Annotated in this window: 13 protein-coding genes; 5 read left to right on the forward strand and 8 right to left on the reverse strand. The window is 41.0% G+C overall.

The window, feature by feature from the left end; all coding sequences use genetic code 11:
• Positions 1-48 precede the first annotated feature (48 nt).
• Positions 49-1,518, forward strand: a complete 1,470-nt coding sequence (locus DFQ12_RS16920) for a glycine--tRNA ligase (protein ID WP_120260236.1) — start codon at positions 49-51, stop codon at positions 1,516-1,518.
• A gap of 146 nt (positions 1,519-1,664) precedes the next feature.
• On the opposite strand, the gene DFQ12_RS16925 is transcribed toward DFQ12_RS16920, so the two are convergent.
• From DFQ12_RS16925 to DFQ12_RS16950, 6 genes are all read right to left on the reverse strand, one after another.
• The gene (locus tag DFQ12_RS16925; RefSeq protein ID WP_147420436.1) at positions 1,665-3,107 is read right to left on the reverse strand and encodes a hypothetical protein; all 1,443 of its coding nucleotides are present in this window, start codon (positions 3,105-3,107) and stop codon (positions 1,665-1,667) included.
• Between the two features lie 76 nt (positions 3,108-3,183).
• Complete coding sequence (locus DFQ12_RS16930; RefSeq protein ID WP_120260238.1) at positions 3,184-4,902, reverse strand: M64 family metallopeptidase; 1,719 nt, start codon at positions 4,900-4,902, stop codon at positions 3,184-3,186.
• Between the two features lie 158 nt (positions 4,903-5,060).
• On the reverse strand, positions 5,061-5,921 hold the full coding sequence (locus DFQ12_RS16935; RefSeq protein ID WP_120260239.1) for a helix-turn-helix domain-containing protein: 861 nt from the start codon (positions 5,919-5,921) through the stop codon (positions 5,061-5,063).
• 65 nt (positions 5,922-5,986) lie between these two features.
• On the reverse strand, positions 5,987-7,093 hold the full coding sequence (locus tag DFQ12_RS16940; RefSeq protein ID WP_167457301.1) for a thioredoxin domain-containing protein: 1,107 nt from the start codon (positions 7,091-7,093) through the stop codon (positions 5,987-5,989).
• A 79-nt stretch (positions 7,094-7,172) separates the two neighbouring features.
• Complete coding sequence (locus DFQ12_RS16945; protein ID WP_120260241.1) at positions 7,173-9,512, reverse strand: glycoside hydrolase family 95 protein; 2,340 nt, start codon at positions 9,510-9,512, stop codon at positions 7,173-7,175.
• On the reverse strand, positions 9,502-11,385 hold the full coding sequence (locus DFQ12_RS16950) for an alpha-L-fucosidase (RefSeq protein WP_120260242.1): 1,884 nt from the start codon (positions 11,383-11,385) through the stop codon (positions 9,502-9,504). Before DFQ12_RS16950 ends, DFQ12_RS16945 begins: the two co-directional genes overlap by 11 nt.
• Positions 11,386-11,802: 417 nt before the next feature.
• Between DFQ12_RS16950 and DFQ12_RS16955 the strand changes: the two genes are divergently transcribed.
• Positions 11,803-12,291, forward strand: coding sequence for an META domain-containing protein (locus tag DFQ12_RS16955; RefSeq protein WP_120260243.1), 489 nt, complete (start codon positions 11,803-11,805; stop codon positions 12,289-12,291).
• A gap of 65 nt (positions 12,292-12,356) precedes the next feature.
• Here the strand turns inward: DFQ12_RS16955 and DFQ12_RS16960 are convergent, their stop codons facing one another.
• On the reverse strand, positions 12,357-13,109 hold the full coding sequence (locus tag DFQ12_RS16960) for a hypothetical protein (RefSeq protein ID WP_120260244.1): 753 nt from the start codon (positions 13,107-13,109) through the stop codon (positions 12,357-12,359).
• Positions 13,110-13,173: 64 nt separating this feature from the next.
• Here DFQ12_RS16960 and DFQ12_RS16965 point away from each other — a divergent pair, with 64 nt between their 5' ends.
• A complete protein-coding gene (locus tag DFQ12_RS16965) occupies positions 13,174-14,346 on the forward strand; it encodes a trans-sulfuration enzyme family protein (protein ID WP_120260245.1) in 1,173 nt (390 codons plus the stop codon).
• A gap of 123 nt (positions 14,347-14,469) precedes the next feature.
• On the opposite strand, the gene tpx is transcribed toward DFQ12_RS16965, so the two are convergent.
• Complete coding sequence (gene tpx / locus DFQ12_RS16970) at positions 14,470-14,970, reverse strand: thiol peroxidase (protein ID WP_120260246.1); 501 nt, start codon at positions 14,968-14,970, stop codon at positions 14,470-14,472.
• Positions 14,971-15,117: 147 nt separating this feature from the next.
• On the opposite strand from tpx, the gene DFQ12_RS16975 reads away from it, so the two are divergent.
• A complete protein-coding gene (locus tag DFQ12_RS16975; RefSeq protein WP_120260247.1) occupies positions 15,118-16,338 on the forward strand; it encodes an OmpP1/FadL family transporter in 1,221 nt (406 codons plus the stop codon).
• 6 nt (positions 16,339-16,344) lie between these two features.
• On the forward strand, positions 16,345-17,703 hold the full coding sequence (locus tag DFQ12_RS16980) for an SGNH/GDSL hydrolase family protein (protein WP_120260248.1): 1,359 nt from the start codon (positions 16,345-16,347) through the stop codon (positions 17,701-17,703).
• Positions 17,704-17,843 lie beyond the last annotated feature (140 nt).

Genomic DNA, 17,843 nt, shown 5'->3' on the forward strand with positions numbered 1-17,843 from the left:
CAATACGCAATACTAAAATCTAAATACTAATATCTATATTTGCCACTTATGAGCAAACAGACAGACGATTTTTTCAAAAGTGTAGTATCACACGCGAAGGAATACGGTTTTGTATTCCAATCGAGCGAAATATATGACGGATTAAGTGCCGTTTACGATTACGGTCAATTAGGTTCTGAACTTAAAAACAACCTAAAGACTTATTGGTGGAAATCCATGGTGCAATTGCACGAAAATATTGTCGGTATCGACGCGGCAATTTTCATGCATCCAACCACATGGAAAGCATCTGGTCACGTGGATGGGTTCAATGATCCAATGATTGATAATAAAGATTCCAAAAAGCGTTACCGTGCCGACCAATTGATCGAAGACAAAATTGCACGTTATGAAGCAGACGGAAAGGCGACAGAAGCAGCAGCGCTTTTAGAAGCGTTAAACACGGCATTGAACGCGGACGATCTGGCTGGTTTAAAATCAATCATTGAAGAGCATAATATCGTTTGTCCGGTTTCAGGCACCAAAAATTGGACTGAAGTACGTCAATTCAATTTGATGTTTGCCACACAGATGGGCGCCATGGCAGATGGGGCAGATCAGGTTTATCTTCGTCCGGAAACTGCCCAAGGTATTTTTGTTAACTTCCTGAACGTTCAGAAGACAGGTCGTATGAAAATTCCTTTTGGTATTGCTCAGATCGGAAAAGCTTTCCGTAACGAAGTCATTGCACGCCAGTTTATCATGCGTATGCGTGAGTTTGAACAAATGGAAATGCAATTCTTCTGCCGTCCGGGCACTGAACTGGAGTGGTACAACAAATGGAAAGAAACACGTTTAAAATGGCATTTAGCGCTAGGATTTGATCCGGCTAACTACCGTTACCACGACCACGATAAATTGGCGCATTATGCCAATGCAGCTGTGGATATCGAGTTTAACTTCCCATTCGGATTTAAAGAAGTGGAAGGTATCCACTCCCGTACGGATTTTGACTTGAAACAGCATCAGGAATTTTCGAAAAAGAAAATGCAATATTTTGATCCGGAGATCAATCAAAATTACATTCCTTATGTCATCGAGACTTCCATCGGATTGGATCGTTTGTTCTTAACTGTTCTATGTAATTCATTGGTAACAGAAGATCTTTCTACAGCAGAAAAACAAGATTCACGTGTTGTATTGAAATTCCCAGCAGCATTGGCACCAGTGAAAGCTGCTATTTTGCCTTTGACTAAGAAAGACGGTTTACCAGAAAAAGCGCGTGAGATCCTGAATACGTTAAAATTGGATTACAATGTCCAATATGATGAAAAAGATGCAATCGGAAAACGTTACCGTCGTCAGGATGCAATCGGTACGCCAATCTGTATTACTGTTGACTACGATTCTTTGGAAGATAATACCGTAACAATCCGTCACCGTGATACCATGGAACAAGAGCGCGTAGCGATCGCTGATCTTGAACGAATCTTAAATGATTTAGCGGGTTGGAATACTTTGCTAAAAAAATTGCTATAATATAAAAGCAAAAACACCCCTGCTGCGAATAGCCTATCAAAAAGACGCTAAGGGGATACGAATAAAATTAAATAAAATAGGGTTGTCCGAACTGGATAACCCTATTTTATTTAATTCAAATTGGCGCGTTGGATTGACTTTTTTAATCAGTATTCTATGACTACATTATCGCGCCATTTTTCATTTTTCATCACCTGAAAACCTTGACTTCCATTTGCTCCATCGAGCAGTTTTCCCTTAAATAGAAGCTGTACATTATTTCGAATTTCACTGCCCAGATCAAATGTGCGCATCAGTTCCCCCTTTCTGAAAATGTGCAACTCGTATTTGACTATCTTATTTTCTGGGAGATCACCCATAAACTGATTAAAAACAAAACTTTTCGAGCTGCTGCTGAAATTGGGAATAATACGTAAGATAGTCTTGTCCACTTGTTCATCGGCCCCCGTTGCAAAAGGATAATATTGGAAGGCTTTATGCAGCTGTTTGATCTGAATGCTGTCGACAAGATCCAGCCCCTCGACATCCGTACATTCAAATTTAACTTCGCTATAGATACGGCTCATCGTCAACACTCTTTCCGTGGATTCTTTCACATCAAAAGTATCGCGTACCGCAAATATCGCCGCAGACTGCTCACTGAAGGCATTAGATACTGATAGACTCCTAAGATCCGTCACCGATGCTGGAATCAATAAGGGCAGAGCCGAATTTTTGGATAGTAGGCTCAGGTAGTAGGTTCCCATCGGCAAAGCGATATTAAACTTTTCTTTTGCATTGAGTGTACCCGCCTTCACCAGCAGCTTGCTATTGGCATCGAAGATATGGTAATACAATTTATCGGGCAGAACCGATTGATCTGTCGTCCCCATAATCTTGACATTGTCCATTTTAAACGTTCCTGTACTCTCGTTGTAGTTACTTCCGCCTTCCCTATTGCCCGAGAATAAGGCGATTTTTAACCAACACGCCTGAGCTGCGACCAGATTAATCGACCGAAGCGACTGTTCCACGGCAAATTTGGCGGAGGTAGTGAGATTTGGCGGATAATGTAGCGTATCCGTGAGGTTTTTGAATGTCGCCCCTTGATCTATTGAATAACTCAACAGTAAAGCACGAGGTCCAGTTCCGGAGCTATTGGCATCAAAAGAAAGACTTGCTAACGTAGCGATACCCGAACCAGGTATCTTGATCAGAACCTCTTTGGCCCCTTTGAAACTAATACCTTTTCCGGACGTTGGCCAACCGCCCACATAGCTATAGTCGGTCTTACCATTGTTGTAGTCAATGATAGCCGCATCCTCAAGCGCCAGGGTCGGGTCCGCGTTACCATTATCAAAATTCCAATGGTAGAGGAGTTGATTTTCGGTGGTACTTCCGGTGGTCGAAGCACTTTTAAACCTGGACGATTGTGCTCTCAAGGGTGTGACAATCGTTTCAAAATCCTTGATTTTGAAGGTTACTGCATGTGTTTTTTCATTGCTTTCATCAGGAAGTTTTGCATTTTTCTTACAGGATGGTGTTACGGCTAAAATCACGATGAATAGGCACGAAAAAATTCCCCAAGTAGACTGGGTTTTCGTTTTCATAATTATGAATGATTTATAAGTTAACTAACCGGCAGATTAAAATTAACTTATAAATCACTAGGCATCAATAGTGTAACTAAAAAATTACCTCCGTGCGATCACTTTTACAGGTTGTTTCTTTGTCTACTTTTTGGACGTAAACTTTTCGGCCAGTAGCAGTACGTTCCAAGACGAGTATATTATTTGCACCCGTCGGACGTACATATTCTCCATTGAATTCGTCCCATTCATAGATTGGTTTACCAGCGGCATCTGACCAGATGTAATTGTAACGTGCATCCGCTTTATCTTGTATGATCAACTGTACCTTATTTTTCTTTTTGTTAATCTTGACACGGATATCTTTGGGTTTCTCCACTTTGGGCAGTGTTTTCAATAAGACTTCCGATTGCACTGAATACTTGTCTTTCCAATGTGCAACGACATGATATTTTTTGGAGGCGGAGACCTTTTGGATCACCACATTGTTTCCTGCTCCGACAGGTACAGCAGTTAGGGTCTCAAACCAACGGTAGACAAGTCCAGCGATAGGCTTTTTAACCGTAATCACCTGATCTCCACCAAAACAGGTTTCGAGTGTATCTCCCCAGGTATTGATAGGTTTCGCAAGCTCATAGGATTTAAGCTGGTTAAATTTCCATACAATGGAATCCCTATGGTTTACATACTTCGGATCGCGGAGCAGATCTGTTGTATCTTGAATAATCACTTTCAATTCGTTCGCACCAATGCGCAGCATTCCCGGATCCAAATAGATCGAATCGATATCATGGGCGATAGCTTCATTATTTAAGGACCATACCAGCTTAAATGTATTCGGCGACGGTTTTGCTAGCTTTAATGTAAATTTCTGAACGCTATCTAAGGTCAATACATTATTCAATACCGGTTTTACCGCAATAAAAGGGCTAGATTTTTGCTTGATTGAAGCCACAAATTGCTCTTGGCAGACGGGGCAAAAAGGAGCAACAAGATATTGCATTTTACAATACTCATGTGGCCGGAACCAATTCGAAGGAGATCCCTTTCCGCCATAAGAATAGATCCCTACGCCATCTTTTCCAATCCAATGTTTCCAGGGAACAGTATTTGCATCAGCCGTTTGAGAGCGGTTGACAGATTCAATAGCATATTGATTTCCTGCCCAATATTCATCCGCCAGCTGAGCAAAGGAATGCCCGATCTCATGGACAGCGATGTCATTGCTTTTAAAGTTGACCGTCGAGGTGGCCCACTTTCCACCTGATCCACCATAAAATGGAGAATTGACCAATACCACCACTTGTGTATAGTTGGGGATATGTGTTTTTAACACTTCTTCAATACGCTCATTTTTTTGAGGCACTACAAGGCGGTGTAGTCCACCATTGTCAAAGCTGCTTCCAAAAATAGTATTGGGATGCGTGACTGGCACAGCATGATCTCTAGTGAATTTATTGTAACGGCTTGGATATTTGCTGAGATCGGTGTCACCGTGTACACAATCGCTTGCTTTGCAATCATGCGTAGCACCGGATTCTTCAGATATCGTCCGAATCGCAAATACATTAAAGAAACTGCTGTATTGTTTAAAAGGTTCTATTGAAAAAAAATAATTTGTGAACTGCTTGGAATCTTCTGCGTAATCATCTAGTTGATCTTTTGTATAACCATCGCCCAAAATGACCAGGTTCACTATATTGTTGGCTGTCCCTTGGTATTGCAAGGTGTCAATCTTAAAATTTTGAGATTGCGCTGTTGCAGGCATCAGATAGCCCAATAACGCAAACAGGACAAAAATTAAATTTTTATTCATCGGAGTAACAATCGTTAGACTCCAAATTTAAGGTTTTCGCATCCCTAATCGTTACATTTTATTGCCGAGTGCTTCTCCGATATTGTCCACTGACGGGATCTGTAAGTTCATACTACGCACCTCTTTTCGAATAATATTTTCGGTGTACCAACGATGGCTTAATCCCGCATCCGATGTTCCTGCACATATTCACTTGGGGAATGCTTTGTGATCTTCTTAAATACCCTATTAAAATTGACCACATTGTTAAACCCTGTTTTAAATGCAATATTGGAAACGCTTTCTGAGGACTCGTCAATCAACATCTTGCAGGCCCGTTCAATTCTGATTTCATTCAGGAAGGTCACATAAGTCTTGCGGGTGTGCTTTTTAAAATACTTACAAAATGCGTGCGGAGTCATGTGAGCTACTGCTGCTATATCTTCAAGCGAGATTTTATCACCAAAATGCTGAAAGGTATATTGAAATATTTCGTTGATACGCAAGCCTTCCGCGTCCGAAAATTTCTTCTGGGGAATTCCCGTATATAGGGAGGTCCATTGATCGACCTTTTTACTCAAAAAATTGATCAGTTTTACAAAGGATAATAAGCGATCTATTCCGGCGCTTGTATTGATCTGTACAAATTTATCTTTGAGGGCAATAGCATGTTCGGCATCCAGTTTCTTACTGACATTGATGTGTTCCAAAAAATATTTGACATCGTCAAATTCAGGGAAATCCAGAAAAGATTTAAAATGCTCGTAGTCGAAGAAAATATGAATCGCATGAATGCCGTCCTTGATGTCCTCTCCTGTTTTAAACATATGTGGTTCATCTGCATCAACGATATAGATTTCATCCTCTTCAAAACTATGGGTAAAGTTGCCAATCATAAAGGTCCCCCGTCCTTTTAAGATATAGGTCAATTGGATCTCTTTATGCCGATGGTAATTACTATAGAAGGAGGGCAAGATATCCTCTTGCACGCAAATAGATCCTTGATAAACCACCGGAACCGTAAATTGAACAACTTTCATCGTCTATTGAAATAACAAATATTAAACCGTTAATTCAAATATACCATTATTTAAGACAATAATCGTTAATTTTTAACCAAAAACTCCTTAACCTTACCAATGAACTTCGGTAAAGTCGGATCTTCACCAGTGAGTGACAAGATTTTGAAGGTCTGTGGATTGATCCATAAATAACTTGGCGAACGGTCTATACCAAAGTCATTTTCCATTGTTGCCCGATCATTTGTATTCAAATAATAGCTATGAGGCCCCAGAGCGAGGGACTTGCTGGTTTTAATCCAGGCATCTTGGTCAGCATCTAAAGAAAAGTAAATAACCCGCACTCCCATTGCCTTTAACTGCGCCTCTTTTTTGCGTAGTTCAGTAACATCAGAAACACTGTATTTACTGGCGGCTTTCCAGAACGCCGCGATCAACATTTTGGCATTTGAAAATTCACCGATTTTTAGCGAGTCCCGTTGGACATTCATTGGCGTGATGGGTGGAAAGACAGGCATATTTTCATAAAAATCTTTCACCCGGTCTACTTTCTCACGCGCAAATTTATAATAAGGATGTTTTTGCAGGGTTGCATCGAACCGCTGTAGTGCGGTATCAAATTTTTTGAAGTTATCCGCATCGATGGAGACATATTTGAAAAAATAAGGGAGAACTAAAGACGATTGATGTGTGCTATCAAGAATAAAATCAGCATATAAATTGCGAAGATTATAAGGTTTACCAGCCGACAATCGTTGTATTTCGTCAATAGTTTTCTCGTAAGATCCATCGTTGCGTAGGGCCATCGCTGAGAGCTGCCCATTTAATCCACCGATTCTGGCGATCTTATTTTCTTCCTTCAATTTTTCCTCTTTTTCTCGCTGTTGATATCGTTCCGTAAACTGAACAAAATCCGTTGCATTACTGGAGGTTGTAGTCAGGGTAAAGCCACCTTTATTTTCTTTCAGTTCATAGTCACTTCCCCCTTCCAAAAACAGGATGTAAGGCTCTCCGCCACTAATCTGAATTGCATAAAAACCAGCCATTGCCAATTCACCTTCCAAGACAAATTGCCCGTTCGTTACACTTGTTTTTGTAAACTGTTGCATTTTGTTTTCCGGATCGATGAGGGTCACTGAGCTCCCCTCCTTAGCACTTGTCTGCCCGGTAATTTTATAAGCGAACGTTTTCAAAAGCTCTTCTTTTTTAGCTTTGTCTGTTTTCTGGGAACAAGCAGTTGTTCCCAGAAAAATAAATAGAAAGCAAAAATAGCTAAAGGACTTTATAGTCCTTATAGGTTCCATTTTCAAATATGCGAACATTTCCTTTTTTTCCCTTTATGTTAAGCTTGACAATTTTCCCATTTTCCCAGCTCATATCCACGGTGTAATTTCCTCTGGCTTTTAGCCCTTTGATCTGCCCCTTAGACCAGGCTTTAGGCAGCGCTGGTAACAGATGGATATATCCATTGTGGCTTTGAATCAACATCTCTGCGATACCTGCAGCGCCGCCAAAGTTGCCATCAATCTGAAACGGTGGATGGGCACAGAATAAGTTGGGATAGGTGCCGGCGCCCACACCCTGATAGGTTGTTTCACTGGCAAAAGCAGGTTTCAGCAACTGACGAAGGATTTCCAAGGCATGATCGCCATCCTGCAATCTTGCCCAAAACAATATTTTCCAGGCTCTTGACCAGCCTGTCCCTTCATCTCCCCTGACAGCAAGCGTTTTTCGGGCAGCTTCGGCCCAAGTCGGAGTCGTTTGGGGAGAAATAAATGCGGCAGGATACAGACCATAAAGATGGGATACATGACGGTGTTTGGGTTCAACCTCCTGATAATCTTCGAGCCATTCCATCACACGTCCAGATTTACTAACCACTACCGCGGGTGGAATCTCTTTTAATTTCCCTTTCAGGCTAGCTACAAAACTATCCTTGACAGCCAAAATAGAATCTGCCTGAATAACGGCCTGATACAGCTCGCGTACAATCTGATTGTCGATTGTGGGACCCATCACCACTGCTGCGACCTTTCCATTGGCCATCCGAAACGCATTTTCCGGTGATACCGATGGTGAAGTTACCCACCAGCCCGTTTTGGGATCTTGCACCAATGTATGATCGTAAAATTCCGCGGCACCTTTTAGTATCGGATAGATTTCTTTCAGATACCCTTGGTCTCCCGTAAAAAGATAATGCTCCCACAGGTGGTTACATAGCCAACCGGAGGCTGTACTTGCTCCCCAAGAAGCCTGTTCACCTGGCGCTGAATAGCCCCAGATATTAGTCATCATATAAACAACCCACCCAGGTGCGTTATAATAAGCTTTTGCTGTTTGTTCACCTGTCTTTGCGATCCGTTTTATCAGCTCGATAAAAGGTTTATGATATTCACTTAGGTTGTTTACCTCTACCCCCCAATGATTCATCTGCGCATTGATATTTAGATGGTAATCACCATTCCAAGGTGTCTGGATCTGATTGGCCCATAAACCCTGTAAGTTTGGCGGAAGTGCATTTGTATTTTTCGGAGCTGAACTTGAAATATTCAAATAACGACCATACTGATAATAAATGGTCGCCAAATCTGGATCCTGTGTGGGATCTTTATAAAAATTAGCAATCCGTTCATTGGTCGGAATATTCGTATTTACTTTATTCCCAAATAGGTTTAGTTCGACCCGATTAAAAGTCCGCTGATAGGCTTCCAGATGGCTACGGTATATTTTAGCTGCATTGGACGGCTGTACCGCAGCAATAGTCGCCTTTGCGGTAGCCAATGGATCTTGTCCATAATAAGATGTACTTGCCGTGAGATAGATTGAGAGGTTTCCTGCCGCTGAAACTTCCAGCACCTGATCCTTTTTGCTGACCTGAATATTTTTACCTTGAACTTTTAATAAAGCAACAAATTTTAGGTTTTTGCCGCCTTTACCGTCCGGTAACGACCCTTCGACTAAAATACCATCGTCCAACAGGGAGTAACGGTCTATATTCTCCTTCCGTTCGAAAGAAATACCAACCGTCTGTCTGGCATTGTTATTTTGATTCAATTGAATAACACCGATATTCTTGTCAAAGGAGGTATAGTAGGTACGCTGAATTTTTGTGCTTCCGGCACGAAAAGAAGTCTGTGCTGTCGCTGTGGCCAGATCCAGTGATCTTGTATAGTCTTCAATAGGCGAAGATGGCAGTTGATAGTGCAAAAGTAGATCTCCGAGCAACTGATAACAGCCAAAAGGAACATTAGCGCCATTTCCAAAGCCGGAACCTTTGCCACTGGTGACAAAAGTTTCATTGACCAATTTCTCGGCTTCGTCATTTTTACCCGCCTTCAACAAAGCCTGTATGGCGTTGACATTTTTGTGCGCGTCATAGTTATTGGGATCCTCAGGGCTTCCGGACCACATACTGATCTCATTCAGTACAATTTTTTCCTGCGTTGGATTTCCATCAGGCATCATACCAATTAGCCCATTACCCAACGGCAGGGTTTCTTCCCAGATTTTGGCAGGCTTATTATACCAAAGACGAAGTGGATTTTGTTGTGCAAACAAAAGCGTGGTCTGACAGATGCAGACCACGAAAAGTATTAAAATTCTATTTCCCATAAAGTTCAAGCTCGGCAATTGTCAGCTCATTCCCTTCAATAAATTGCGTTGGTTCAAATTTGATAAACTTGGTATTATTGCTTGTTTCAAAAAATACTTGCTGCAAAATTGGATTTGCTTTGATATTGGAGAATTCTCCTTCTTTGACGCTTGTCCATTTTTTACCGTCTACACTGGTTGAGATCCTGTATTTCGTCGGGATACCGCTTGTCTTTTTATCCTGACGTGGTAAGAAACCAATCCCTGAGGTTGCGCCATTTGTTTCAATGACCAAGACTCCCTGATCGTCCACAGTTGCAAAGGTATTTGGATTACCATCTGTTATATAAGCCTTGTCGGTCGTACCAGTTGTCTGTAATTTAAAGCCCGTTTGTTTTTTAAGCTCTTTTGTATCGAAGGCAAAAGATTCATTATACTCCTTGAATAGACCAAAATCACTTAAAGTAATTGCTACCGGCGCATAAATATGTAACCGTAAGCGTGTCGTTGTCGTTGGTTGTTCAAGCTTTATCAAGCGATTCGCACCAATACTGGTTGCTCTGGCCAATGGCTTCCAGGTGTTGTCAGCCCATTGTTCCACAACAACGCTGTCAATCCGTTGTCCCAATTTGATGTTTTCGCGCAATTGAATAAGATCGAATGTCGCTGCTGACTTTAGCTTAATTTCAAGTGTAGCCGAAGTTTTTGTATCATCGGTCGCCCAATAGCTATAACGGTCATTATCCGTAATCAGCGATGTCGCATAAGTTTTGGTATCAGCATTACGTGTATTTGAGGCCGTTATGGTTGCACCTTTTGCCAGATTGGTACGGAAAGTCTCTTTGATCTTTTTACCAAAAGCTTTTAGGGATTTCACGTCATTTTCATGGAGTGTACCTGAAGGCATTGGTGCTAGACCAAGATTCATACTGGCACCTCGACCAACCGATTTAAGATAGATTTCAAACAGTTGATTGGGTGTTTTCACCCGGCTATTCTGCTCCTCATGATAAAACCATCCTGGACGTTGGGGAACATCACATTCTGCAGGAATCCAATATTTTCCATTCCGGTCACCTGATTCGGCATTATGCGATTCGGTCGCTCCGGGTACGGCTACTTTTCCATTGAGCCCTATTGGTGTAAATGTCGCCCAAGAGGTTTCGGCAGCAAAACCATGTTCATTACCTACCCAGCGCATATCTGGTCCAATATCCGAGAAAATCACCGCATTAGGTTGAAGTTTACGCACAATTGGCCAAGTTTTCTCATGCCACTCATAATAGGTTGTCCGGTCAATAATCCGTTTCCCCTCGTGTCCACCGTAGTAACCATCACCACCGTTTGCACCGTCATGCCAAGAAGTAAACAAGGGACCATAATTGCTCATCAATTCGGTCAGTTGCTGTCTGTAGGCATTGGCATAAGCTGGTGTACCATAATGTTCATCGTGACGGTCCCATGCTGATAGATATACACCGAACTTCATTCCATTACGGTGTGTCGCTTCCATAAATTCCTTCACCATATCGCCTTTTCCATTTTTCCATGGAGAGGAGGCAATACTGTAAGAGGTTGTTTTGGTTGGCCATAAACAAAATCCATCATGATGTTTGGCAACACTGATCAGGCCTCTGAAACCTCCATCCGCTGCTGCTTTGGCAATCTGATTTGCATTAAATGCCGAAGGATTAAACAAAGCAGGCTGTGCATCACCATAACCCCATTCTTTATTCTGAAAAGTTGTGGGCGTATAATGGATCAAGCAGTAGGTTTCCATCTCCTGCCATTTTAATTGGCGTTCGGTTGGCAAGGCTCCATAAGGTTTTAACGTATCCGGTTTGGCTACCGTACCGCTGGAAAGTAAGATGGAAGATAACAAGATTGTGAACATATTCTTTATTATAAGTACTAGAAAATTAGGTTGTAAAGCCCTAATATAAGAAGTTTTATAAAATTATCTATGTAACATTTGCGTACGGAAATAGGGTGGAAAAATCTAAAAAGGTAATCTAGTCGTCGATAATTAGCCTTATTCAATCAAATCAATCGATTGATCTAAAACATCTCGCTGAAAAAGTAAAATAGTTTCTTGGAGCTTTGCCGCTGTTCTTTTTTTAGTATGATTCGACCAAAATGAACTTATTTACCTATTGGAGTGCAAACAAAAAACACAGATTTGTTATTAATAGAGGATAAAGAAGTTAGCTGTACTATAACAGGTGATTGGATGCTATTGGGACAAGATTGGCATGATAATTATAAGTTGTAGTGCAGAAAAAGGAATGTTTATATATTATTAGAAATTATTATGAAAGTAAATTTAATGATTTTAGCAGTTGCATTGGCATTTTCAACTGTCGCATGCAACACAACAGGGAAAAAATCTGAAGCAACAGGAGCTGGCGATACCGCAACTACAGTCCAAAAACCAAGTGTAGTGGATAACGCGTCTTTGGAAGGAACATGGGAGCTTAAGTCTATTACCACACCAGAGACAGCAGGAAAAGCACTGAAGGAATTGTATAAGGACAAAATCCCAACATTAACTTTCACAAGCAAGGACCACAAAGTAGAGGGTAACAACGGTTGTAATGGTATTGGCGGCACTTACGAAAGTGAAAAAGGCAATTCCATTAAAATCGGTGATAAACTGGTATCTACGATGATGCACTGTGAAAATGCAGCTTACAATGAATTTATGAATGGCTTAAAATCTACAACAAACTTCGATGTTAGAGATAACGAGTTAACATTTATTTCTGGCGATATCGTCGTGATGCAATTTGTAAAAAAATAAGGAAATACTCAATTTAAATAAAAGGGGCCGATATATTTATCGGCCTCTTTTATTTAAGTTCGTCATTAATTGAAAAGCTTAGCATCCCATCTTCTTTCCCCAGATGGGCTTCGATTCCCTGCCTCATCAACATACAATCTATTCATTTCCATATAATTGTTTACCGAGAGCGCTCTTGGCAGAAACTCTTCTAACACCAAAAGGCCTCTTAATTTATTTGGTTTCTGATCATAATTAGTAAATATCTCAATTATTTTAGAAGCACTATATGGGTATTCATACACAATACTATCTAAATTTTTGCTCGCATTAAAATAGAACGTCTTCTCAAGGGGCAATCGATCACCTAAATAGCAATATTCTTTTTTCAAGAGGTTGTTCTCATATTCATATTTATATATGCTAATGGATTGATCTCCTCGGTTTATTCTTCTTTCGGTGATCAGTTTATTGTGATAGCGTAACTCATGCCTTTCATCAAATGAGACTCCCTTATCGGAGCTCTTTTTTTCCAATTTAACCCGATCCCCAATAACGTTGATATCCCAATAGATAATATCGGTAAAATGATAGCTCAATCCGGTTGCTGTGGGAATCGGCAAAAAGCCTCCAGTAATTCGAGAAAGTTGGCGGTCTTTGTACGCCAGTTTTAGCTTATTATCAAACGGATAAAAATTATAGTTAGATAGAAAATCGGGGCTCAACAAGAACACAGGTATTTCTTTGAGGCCCTGATCAGAGAGTAATTCTTTATCTTTTGAACAGGAAAAACAAAGGAATAAAATTCCATGGAAAAAAAATAGCCAGATTTTTTTCATAAAATGGGTCATTTCATTGGTAATTATACGAATATAAAAATTTCATCTCGTAACTTTACACATCATGAAAAAAGATCAATCTAAAATCATACGTGAACAGGTCGATCGTTCAGCACTTCGCGAACATTCGACTCCTTTATACCTCACATCAAGTTTTATCTTCGACAGCGCTGAACAGGGTCGGGCGGTCTTTGCTGGAGAAGAGGATGCAATGATTTATTCTCGCTATGCAAACCCGAATACTTCCGAGTTTATCAACAAGGTCTGTATTATGGAAGGTGCTGAATCGGGCTTATCTTTTGCATCGGGTATGGCTGCAGTATTTGCATCCTTTGCTGCAATTATCGAAAGTGGAGACCATATTGTTTCTTCACGCGCGATATTTGGTTCTACCCATCAGTTATTTACAGAACTTTTTCCGCGTTGGGGTGTTACCACAACTTATGTAGACGCTGCTAATCCCGAGGAATGGGAAAAGGCTATACAGCCAAATACGAAAATTATATTCTTGGAATCTCCGTCCAATCCCGGATTGGAATTGGTTGATTTAGAGTGGTTGGGCAAATTCAAAGAAAAATATCCAAATATTATTCTTTCGATCGACAACTGTTTTGCGACACCATATCTTCAGAAACCAATTCAATATGGATTTGACTTGGTCATCCATTCGGCGACTAAATACATGGATGGACAGGGACGTGTTTTGGGTGGTATTGTTGTTGGAAAACAGGAATTGATAGACAAATTGATGTTCTTCATTCGTCACACAGGCCCCGCATTGTCACCATTCAATGCTTGGATTATTTCCAAAAGTCTAGACACCCTAGGTATCCGTATGGATCGCCATTGTTCCAATGCACTCGCACTGGCACAAGCATTAGAAAATCATCCGGAGATTGAAGACGTAAAATATCCTTTTCTACCAAGCCATCCACAATATGAACTTGCTAAGAAGCAGATGAAAGCGGGCGGTGGTATTGTTACACTGGTTGTCAAGGGTGGTTTTGAACGTGCAAAAGCTTTTGTTGACCAATTGGAAATGATTTTATATACCTCCAACTTAGGTGACTCCAGATCAATTGCTACGCATCCGGCATCCACTACACACTCCAAGCTGTCTGAAGACGAACGACTGAACTTAGGTATACAACCGGGCAGCATTCGATTGTCGGTTGGATTAGAAGATCAGGAAGATATTATCAACGATATCTTACAAGCCCTAGAGAAGACGAAATAAATACTAAAAAAGCGTGCTAAGCACGCTTTTTTTAGTATTTATTATTGAGATATGAGATGCTGGTTGAATAAGCCTTTCGGCTAATAGTTCTGCCTTCTTTATCCTCTTACTACGCATGATTTCCTAGTTCAACGAAGCAATCGCTGCTGCATAGTTTGGTTCGTCAGCGATTTCGGCAACTTGCTCTTCGTACAAGACTTTACCATTCTCATCCAAGGTAATCACGACACGGCTCAATAGACCTGCTAATGGTCCATCGGCGATTGCCAATTGATAAGCATCAGAGAAATTCGCATCTTTATATTCTGATAATGTCACCACATTGCTCAAGCCTTCGGCTGCGCAAAAACGACCTTGTGCAAATGGCAAATCTTTTGATATACATAATACAACCGTATTGTCCAATTGAGATGCTTCTTTGTTAAACGCACGTACAGATGCCGCACAAGTTCCAGTATCCACACTAGGAAAAATATTTAACACAATTTTTTTCCCTTTGAAGTCTGCGAGTGACTTATCTGAAAGATCGCCTGCAGTTAATTTAAAATCAGGCGCTTGCTCACCAACTTGTGGTAAATTGCCTTTTGTGTTCACTGGATTGCCCTTAAAAGTGATTGTAGCCATAAAATATGATCGTTTAATTTTTAGTTTCCTTGCTCTTAAAGGTACGAGCAAAAAAAATATTACACAACATTTATTAATATTAGCCAAACATTTATTATGTTAGCATTGTATTTTAAAGAGGAATGTTAACCAACAATAAACACTAGTATGAAGAAATTATTATTCTCAATACTTTGTGCATCACCATCACTGCTCTTTGCACAAGGGTCTCAAGTGAACACGCAGGGCGTACGAGCATTAGGTATGGCTGGTGCTGGATCTGCACTATTCACAGACGAAACAAGTATATTCTACAATCCGGGAGGTTTAGCAAAAATGGACCACAATGCGGTATCTGCAGGGATATCTACGGTAATGTATCGATCAGCCTTCAAAGAATCAGGAAGCAATCAAGTCTACAACACACGTTCGCAAGTTACCCCACCATTTTCTGTCTTTGCTACATTTGGCCCTGACAATGCACGTTGGAAAGCTGGTCTAGGTGTTTACACACCTTACGGTGGAGCAGTGGATTGGGGAGACAGTTGGCCTGGAAAATACGAGCTCAACCACCTCAAGTTGCGCGCGATTTACATACAGCCAACCATTAGTTATAAACTTACCGATAACTTAAGTGTAGGTGCCGGATTTGTGTACAACATCGGTATGGTCGATCTAGCGCGGTCATTACCTTTGTTTTTACCTGACGGATCTTCTGCAAGCGCTAAATTAACCGGCACGGGTACTGGTATAGGTTATAACGTTGGTGCACATTACAATTTTGACAACAACGTCGCGATCTCCCTATCTTACCGATCGAAAGTCGTTACCAAACTGAAAAAAGGGGATGCTGATTTTACGGTACCTGATGCTGTTGCAGCCTCGTTTCCTGATACCAAATTCAGTGCAGAGCTTCCTTTACCGGCATCACTCAACCTAGGCATTTCGGTCCCGGTTAGTGACAAAGTGGATGTTGTTGCCGATGGAACTTTTATCCAATATAATATTTATAAAAAGTTAGTATTTGATTATGCAGACAATACACCGCTGCTACAAGATACTGAGCAGATAAAAAATTATAAGAATGCATTTTCAGGGAAAATTGGGGTGAATTATAAAGCCAGCGAGCATTTGGCTGTACGTGCCGGAGTAGGTTATGTAAAAACACCGGTTGACAAAGACCATGTTTATGCGGAGACTCCGGACAACGACCGTATCATGGGTGCACTAGGATTGTCTTATGCAATTAACGACAAATTCAGCCTGCACGCAGCTTATGTTTTACAAAAATTGAAAGAGCGTACTGTCGTAAGCCCAGCTACACAAATTGAGGGTGCTTACAAAACTAACATTCATGCTCCTTCAATTTCATTCACCTATAAATGGTAATAGATTATGAAAAGATTTCAAAAAAATATTAAGCTTTATATTGGTTTTGCGGCGATAGCATTGGCTGCGTCCTGTAAACCGTCTATCGACCTTGACACCAAAGGTGGAAATCCCGAAAATGTAGATTTCAGCAAATATATAGCTGTTGGTAACTCACTAACTTCTGGCTACGCCAATAGTGGGCTCAGTCTCAAGGGTCAGGAACAATCTTTCCCGAATATGCTTGCTCAAGAAATGAAAAAAGTAGGCGGAGGAGAGTTTTTGCAACCATATTTTCCTGCGGAAAACTATAATGGTAGCGGGTTCTTATATTTAAAAGCACTGGTGAACGGTCAACCACAATTGGGTACAGTTACTGACCACCTGGCCATCCGTGGACAAACGGAAGACAAAAAGCCGCTTTACATCAAGTACACTGGTCCCATCAATAATCTGGGCGTACCGGGAATGCGTTTGGATATGGCATTTGCGCCAGGAATAGGTACCACAAAAGGGAATCCTTATTTTGAGCGATTGCTACCAGACAATGCGCCAGTTACCACAACTTATGTAGATTATGCAACGACCAAAGACCATACCTTCTTTTCCTTCTCATTAGGAAATAATGATGTATTGGGCTATGCAACAAATGGTGCCGTGACTACTGATGCCACAAACACCTTGATTTCTGAACAGGACTTTGCGAGGTTTTATACCGGCTTTATCACCAAATTGACCAGCAAAGAACAAAAAGGAGTTGTTGCGACCATTCCTGATGTGACGGCCGTTCCTTATTTCACAACAGTAACACGTCAGGCATTATTGGCTGCAGCGAATGCGGCATTAAAAGCGCAAGATCCCAATGCCGCACCACTCACGGATATCTACATTAAAACAAAGACAGTCCCTTTTCGTCCAGCAACGGATAAAGACATGTTTATTCTGCCATTTTCTTCGGCTGGCTTATTGGGCAGACGAGATCTCAAAGATCCTGTAACTGGCATTGTCAATCCGGCTCCTTACGGTCTACATCCGGCAAACCCTGTTGGTGACAATTTTGTATTGGATGAGGCTGAGGCAAAAATGGTCCAAGATCGTATCGTCGCACTAAACACAACGATCAAACAGATTGCGGACAGCAAAAAACTTGCAGTAGCGGATATCTACAGCTTCTTGAACAAAGTAAAATCGGGCTATCAGATTAACGGTATCGCCATCAGTAATAAATATATCACTGGAAACATCTTTTCATTGGATGGAGTTCACTTAACACCTATGGGCTATGCCATTATGGCCAATGTTTTTGTTGATGCGATCAATGCAAAATATAGCACCAAATTAGGGAAAGTAAATGTCAGCCAGTATGGTGGAGTTGCCTTACCTTAGTGCTATAAATTAGCCAAAAGGATAACAAAAAAAGGTCATTTGAATTGAACATTCAGATGACCTTTTTTTGTTAAACAATGCTTATTTTTGTTTAACATTCATCCGCTTCAAAAGCTACACCTAACAAATCTGCATAGGAT

Origin of the sequence: Sphingobacterium detergens, from assembly GCF_003610355.1 — a bacterium.
GTDB classification, from domain to species: domain Bacteria; phylum Bacteroidota; class Bacteroidia; order Sphingobacteriales; family Sphingobacteriaceae; genus Sphingobacterium; species Sphingobacterium detergens.